At 63.1% G+C, this 4226-nt stretch carries 5 protein-coding genes and 1 pseudogene; 1 reads left to right on the top strand and 5 read right to left on the bottom strand.

The window, feature by feature from the left end:
* Positions 1–78 precede the first annotated feature (78 nt).
* From EOA75_RS29750 to EOA75_RS29760, 3 genes are all read right to left on the bottom strand, one after another.
* Positions 79–429, bottom strand: a complete 351-nt coding sequence (locus tag EOA75_RS29750) for a phage tail assembly protein (protein ID WP_164747655.1) — start codon at positions 427–429, stop codon at positions 79–81.
* A gap of 29 nt (positions 430–458) precedes the next feature.
* The gene (locus tag EOA75_RS29755) at positions 459–992 is read right to left on the bottom strand and encodes a phage major tail tube protein (protein ID WP_127325820.1); all 534 of its coding nucleotides are present in this window, start codon (positions 990–992) and stop codon (positions 459–461) included.
* A gap of 61 nt (positions 993–1053) precedes the next feature.
* A complete protein-coding gene (locus tag EOA75_RS29760; protein WP_127325821.1) occupies positions 1054–2586 on the bottom strand; it encodes a phage tail protein in 1533 nt (510 codons plus the stop codon).
* A 108-nt stretch (positions 2587–2694) separates the two neighbouring features.
* On the opposite strand from EOA75_RS29760, the gene EOA75_RS29765 reads away from it, so the two are divergent.
* The gene (locus EOA75_RS29765) at positions 2695–2913 is read left to right on the top strand and encodes a hypothetical protein (RefSeq protein ID WP_067327977.1); all 219 of its coding nucleotides are present in this window, start codon (positions 2695–2697) and stop codon (positions 2911–2913) included.
* A gap of 1 nt (position 2914) precedes the next feature.
* On the opposite strand, the gene EOA75_RS29770 is transcribed toward EOA75_RS29765, so the two are convergent.
* Entirely contained in the window at positions 2915–3451 is a 537-nt protein-coding gene (locus EOA75_RS29770) for a DUF4376 domain-containing protein (RefSeq protein ID WP_127325822.1), read from the bottom strand.
* Positions 3451–4226: pseudogene (locus EOA75_RS29775) on the bottom strand (hypothetical protein); the annotation flags it as partial. The pseudogene EOA75_RS29775 and the gene EOA75_RS29770, both read right to left, overlap by 1 nt.

Genomic DNA, 4226 nt, shown 5'->3' on the forward strand with positions numbered 1-4226 from the left:
GGCTGGTGCGAGCCTTGGCGGCCGGACCCGACACGCGATCGAGCAGGCTGACGATCAGCTCCGCCGACATCCTGGCCATCAGGCATCATCCTTCGGCGCTGCGAGGACGAATTCCGGGACCATTTGGTGGAAAATCTCCATCAAAGCCTCGGCGTCACTCCAGACGAGCTTTTTCAACACGCCGGACGGCCGCTCGCAGAGCCGCGCCATCAATTCGCGGTTGCTGATCTCGGCATTGGACCAGTCGTCGACGTCTTCCAGCAGAGGCGGCCGCATCCGGACGCGGGAGACACGTTCTCCATCGACGGTGATCGGATGCCGCAATGGCAGGAAGCGGCAAACGGCGTCGTCGAATTCAACCTTCGCCTCAACGTCCACCTCCGGCACCGCCGAGGCCGGTGCGGGCGCCGCTTCGTCGGCGCCCGTCATGAAGTCCTCGATTGCGTTTCTGTCGACCATCACTCGATCCCGAGCAGCACGCGGGCCTTGGCCAGCTCATCTACGCCGAACTGCCGGCGCCGGGTGGTGAAATAGTCCCAGTAGAACCATTCCTCGTTGTCGACCGACAGTTCGTAGTGGGTCACCTCGCCGATCTGGTGATCATGGCCGAAAGCCGAGGCGCGGTCGAAGGCGTCGGGCGCGATGCGGCTGACGATGCCGCGGATGACCATCTTCGCCTGGAAGGCGTCGCCGGTCTGCTTGTTCTTCAAGACGCCGTAGCCGGTGAAGTTCAGCGGCTGGTTGGTGCCGACGCCCATGGCGCGATAGCTCGACTTGGCGAAGCCGGCGAGCTTGAAGGTCGGCTGCAGCGCCTTGATGGCGTTCATGCCGAACTCGACCTCGCCGGGCGTGCCGCCGCCGAGATGGGCAACGGTCACCTGCTCCAGCGTCGGCAGACCAAGCGACTGGAGCTTGATGTGGTTCGAATCTTCCGGGTCCTGGTCGCCGACGAAGAGGTTGACCTGTTCGAGCAGCAGCAGTTTCTCGGCCATGGCTGGCGTTCCCTTTCAGGCAGGAGTTGAGGTGTGGGCCGGCGCCGACGCGCCGACGTGATCAGGAGATCAGGTTCTGGCGAGCAATGAGCTCGTCGATCGTCGCCTGGAGCGCAGGTGCATAGGGACGGCTGGTCATGGTCAGGCGGCGGAACACCGGCGCTTCCTCGAATTGCGCGTCGATATAGATATGGCCGGAGCGCAGATCCTGCGCGTTGTTCAATTCCGGATCGAAGCTGCACTTGAAGCCGAGGATGTCGCCGTTCGCCTCGGCCTTGGCGAGGATGTCGTGCACGGTGTTGACCACCGACTGGATGGTCTGCGTGGTCAGGTTGAACTTGCCCAGGAACTGCCGCAGCGTGCGCAGGCAGGTCAGCTCGATGAAGTCGCGGCCGCGCACCTTGTGATATTGCTGCCAGATCGTCTGGTCCGACAGATTGTCGGTGCCGATATAGACGAAGCCGCCATCGGCGATGGCGAAGTCGTCGCCGCTGTCGCCGCGCACGATGATGCCGCCTTGGGCGGCAAGGATTTCCTGTCCTTCCGTCGAGCCGTCGGTGAGCGAGAAGCGATAGTTTTGCTCCGGCCCGACGATGCCGTAAAGCGCCTGGTTGGCCCAGGAGCGGAATGGCCGGCCGTCATTCTCATAGTCGCGGCGCACGGCGACGCCGGCGACACGAGGCGCGGCGGGGCGGGTGACGACATCGCCGGACGCGTCGAGGCGCTTGATGCCGGGCGTCACCGGGATCAGACGGTCGGACGACAGGGTCTCGCGCCACTGTGTGAAGGCGGCAAGGCCGTTCGGCCCATCGACGATCGCAACGGCAAGGATCTTGTTCAGCACCTCGGGCAGCGCCGCGCAGACGGCGTTGGCGAGTTCCTCGACTTCTGCCGTCGCGGTCGGCAGCACCTTGCCGGCGTCGACGCCGCCGCCGCTGAAGGAGACGTTGAGCGGCGCGGACAGGTACGCTCCGGGCGTGTCGATGACGAGCGAAGCCACCTTCTGGGCGTCGGGACCGGTGCCCATGACGGCATGCGCGGTCGGCAGCACCTTGTTCGGATCGGCGCCGCCGCCGGTGAACTCGACGGCCGGAGCGACAGTCATGTTGGACCCTTGTGTCGTCAGCGTCAGGCCGGTCAGCGCGCCGAACTGCTGCGTCGTGTATCCCGGCACCAGGATGAGGCGCGGATAGACGCCGAGATCGGCGCCGGCATTGACGAAAGCGTTGATGCCGGTGCCGGCGACCGACGAGCCGACGATGTTGGCGATGGTCGCGGCGATGTCGGCGCCCTCGGCGACGCGGTTGACCACGAGCTGGGCGGCGACCTGGTAGGGGCCGAGCTGCGCATTGATGCCCTCGACGGCGTCGACGAACAGCGAATCGGGATCGCAGAGCGCCAGCTTGGCCGTGTCATTGGAGTTCAGACGGACGGCGACACCGGCCGGGAACGCCGCGTCGAAGGCGGCTTGCGTCGCCGTCGCGGCCTTGCCGAAAGGCATGCAGATGCCGACGACGCTCATCAGCGCATTCGACGGCACGGCCGCCTCGTTGGCGTCGCGACGGATTGTGATCCCGAAAACGGGGTCGGTCATGACAGTCTCTCCTGTGGGGCTGAAAGACAACCCGGCTGATCGGGTTGAGCGATGTACTTTAGAGACAAGTAATATTGGTCGAACTGGACACCACCGGACTGTCAAGCTATGGAACTGGCGCTCAACAGCCTCAGAAGAGAGCCGGCAGTGACTGGAGACAGGCCAAAAAAAGCGGAACGCCTAATCATCGAAGCGCAGGAACGCTTTGAGCAGGACGACTTCAAAGAGGTCGCGCCGAACGCTATCGCGCAAGCGCTATTCGAAATCCGCCTGTCGCTATGGCTTTGTTTCGCCGTCCTTTGTCTACTGCTCTGGCGTCTCTGGTAGGTTAGCGAGGCCATCCGGTTTCGATGTCGACTGCCTCGAGCGCCGCGAAATCAGACGCGGCGCCAATTTCCGCAGACAATGCCCTCGCCCGACTGAAACACGCTTGCACATGCCTCCCGACTGCGATGGCGATTGCGGTCATCGTTACAGCATCAAGCGTGACCCATATGCCCGGCTGCGCCTCCCAATCGATCGCCTGAAGCTCGGGGTCGTTCTTGAAAAGGGCTACGGCGCCCGTGATCTTAGCTTGACTGTTTGCATCAGTGCGAACTGGCGCCCCGTTCACGAGAATCCCACCAATCTCGACCTTCCACCGCTGATCCGAAAGGGCGCTGAGCTTGGCGGCACGGGTTTCCTCTAGCGTTGGAACAGTCCGCGAGTAGGCCTTTGCCGTCCCAGTTGCTTCGGCGAACATAGCCCGGCCCAGTTCCTCCGGATCATCAGGAGACGCCGTGAATGGTATCCAGCCAAATGCAGGATGCTCAATCTCGAGATCAATTGCGCCGAACTGGTTATAAACGGGGTTGCGATAGTCCATTACGAGATCCTCAAGAAGAGCGTTTGCCGGCGACGGTTGGACCCGGCACTATTGTTCACGCGCCCCATAGCCCTCCACGTCCCTGAAAGAGCGGCGCCGCCCTTAACGCCAGTCATTGAGCCGGACCCGAACACCGTATCGTCCGTGGCGTCTGTGGTACTGTTCTCGCTAACGCCGGAGGGCTGTATCGCAGACCCGGCGTATGTGGATCCGTCCACGATGCCGGTGCCGTTTAGACTGTAGCCAAAGACATAGGTTCCAACGGCGCCGTAAGTTAAACCTGCGTTGCCAGCGCCATAGTCGACGGTGCCGGGTAGGCCGTTCAGCTTGGCCAACAGCGCCGTCGTGAAGCTCGCGGTAGTTCCGGCAAGCACGGCCGAATAGGCTTGAACGTGCGTGCCAATTACCAAGCCGAGGAGCGTCCGCATCGCCGAGTAGTCGGCCGCGGTAATCAACGAGCGAGCGTTGGCGGACGCATCGGTGATGTCTGCAGCGGTCACCGCGAGCAGCGCCTTCATTGCCGCATTGCTTGCCGCCTGCACCAGGGAACGGCCGCTAGCGCTCATGTCGATGATGTCGGCGACCTGAAGCGTCACTGCTCCGCTCTTACCGGCTACGCTCGAAACCTGGTCGGTATTGTCGATCTTGTCCCAAGAGGTGCCGTTCGAAACGATCCAGTCCCCGACCTTCCAGTCGGTGATGCCGCTGACGTTTGTCGCGCCGGGCGTGTCCACTTTATAGTACCGGCCCTTGTTGGCGCTTGACGCCGCCGGAA

This window comes from Mesorhizobium sp. M1A.F.Ca.IN.022.07.1.1 (genome assembly GCF_003997575.1).
GTDB lineage: Bacteria > Pseudomonadota > Alphaproteobacteria > Rhizobiales > Rhizobiaceae > Mesorhizobium.

What these genes read in the sequence shown, in the direction of transcription:
- EOA75_RS29770 (WP_127325822.1), bottom strand. Translation starts at nt 3,451, where the DNA reads ATGGACTATCGCAACCCCGTTTATAACCAGTTCGGCGCAATTGATCTC.
- EOA75_RS29755 (WP_127325820.1), bottom strand. Translation starts at nt 992, where the DNA reads ATGGCCGAGAAACTGCTGCTGCTCGAACAGGTCAACCTCTTCGTCGGC.
- EOA75_RS29760 (WP_127325821.1), bottom strand. Translation starts at nt 2,586, where the DNA reads ATGACCGACCCCGTTTTCGGGATCACAATCCGTCGCGACGCCAACGAG.
- EOA75_RS29750 (WP_164747655.1), bottom strand. Translation starts at nt 429, where the DNA reads ATGACGGGCGCCGACGAAGCGGCGCCCGCACCGGCCTCGGCGGTGCCG.
- EOA75_RS29765 (WP_067327977.1), top strand. Translation starts at nt 2,695, where the DNA reads ATGGAACTGGCGCTCAACAGCCTCAGAAGAGAGCCGGCAGTGACTGGA.